This is a genomic window from Methanocorpusculum sp. GPch4 (assembly GCF_012062385.1).
Taxonomy (GTDB): Archaea; Halobacteriota; Methanomicrobia; order Methanomicrobiales; family Methanocorpusculaceae; genus Methanocorpusculum; species Methanocorpusculum parvum.
Map to the genome: position 1 here is coordinate 1 of NZ_SIJA01000038.1, position 1,343 is coordinate 1,343.

3 protein-coding genes are annotated in these 1,343 nt (G+C 51.1%); all 3 read right to left on the reverse strand.

Features of this window, described 5'->3' with window-relative positions; translation table 11 throughout:
* Window positions 1-66: 66 nt before the first annotated feature.
* Complete coding sequence (locus tag EYA77_RS03765) at window positions 67-333, reverse strand: hypothetical protein (RefSeq protein WP_167815902.1); 267 nt, start codon at window positions 331-333, stop codon at window positions 67-69.
* Entirely contained in the window at window positions 330-821 is a 492-nt protein-coding gene (locus EYA77_RS03770) for a hypothetical protein (protein ID WP_245241164.1), read from the reverse strand. The genes EYA77_RS03765 and EYA77_RS03770 overlap by 4 nt, the downstream gene beginning before the upstream one ends.
* Window positions 822-1,140: 319 nt before the next feature.
* A partial coding sequence (locus EYA77_RS09785; protein WP_209314999.1) for a hypothetical protein occupies window positions 1,141-1,343 on the reverse strand: 203 nt, incomplete at its 5' end.

A 1,343-nucleotide genomic window follows, 5' to 3' on the forward strand; every position in this document is an offset into this window, starting at 1 on the left:
ATCCTGCAGGGCATACTGCATCGCACGCTGCCGTTGTGCCGCCCGTGTTCTCCGTCGTTTCTTCCGTCATGTGCTCCCTCCGGTCTTGATGTTGCCTTCGCATCTGCCGATCCAGACGGCTATTTTTGCGATCCGTTGTTTCGTCACCCTGAACCGGTGACCATGGACGCATGTCCTGATCGAGCCGCCGTTCGGTCCTGGTTCGAAGGTGAGCGGTTTTTGCGTGGTCATGCTGATGACCTCGCCTGTGACGATGTTGTAGACCCAGCAGCCGGTGATGAGTTTGTGCCAGGCGGCAAAGTCGCCGGGTGCGTCGCCGATAAGTTCGCTCATTCTTCGTCTCCTGCAAGTGCTGCGGCAAACTGTCTGCTGCGGTATTCGAGGAGCTCTGCTCTGTGGAGGTTTTTGAAGATCCTGAACCAGGTGCGGATGTCGGTGTCCTCGGGAACCATGCCGCAGCGTTCGTAGATGAGGTGTTTGATGTCTTCGCCGAATGCGTTTTCCGCGGTGGCGATGCCTTTCATGGCGATGACGGGGAGAGCGGTCTCGCGGACGATCTCCATGAAGGTCTGCTGCATGCAGCTGACGTTTTCGCTGTAATGATGGAGTCTCGTGAGCTGGCCGGCGGTGATGCCGTCAGGAGCCGGTTCCCCGGCTGCGAGTTCTCCGTAGATGAGGAGGTGGGCGCAGGCGGTGAAGAGGTCGGTGCGGCTGATGAAGCCGAGGTTTTCTGCGATGCTGTCGAGGGTCTTGAACTCCTCGTTTGATATGTTGACGTAGGTGTTTTGTCTCATTGTTGTGAGTTTTTGGGGGTCAGTCATCAATCATCAATCATCAGTCATCAATCATCCATCAGTGCGTTTGGATGATTGTGACGCTGACCCCAGTTTTTTTGTTTTCGATTTTTTCGAGACCTTGCAGTAACTATATATACTTTTAGAAAGAAAGAAATAACACAAGAGTATTTCGGCAGTTCATCTCTCTAGGGGAGAGTGCGGCTCGAAGTTTTTTCCGTGCTTTCTTTTTTTTCTGTTTGTGTGTGATTGATGATGGATGATTGATGATTGATGATTGATGATTGATGGAATCATCCGGCTGGTTACTGCGGCTGGTCTTTTTTGGATGGACCGGGTATGTTGATTATCCGAAAGGTCCAAGAGAATAGTGTCTGTTCTTTTCTTTCCCTCTAAAGTCAGAATCGGGCAGACACGTTTTTTTGTTTTTGTTTGTTGTTTGTATCACTTCCTGAGGGTTTTTCCTCATACTATTGTTGGATGTTTTTGGAGATGATGGTGCGTTTTTTGGTTGCCTGATAGGCGCGAAGAGGCGCGGATAGGTGCGGA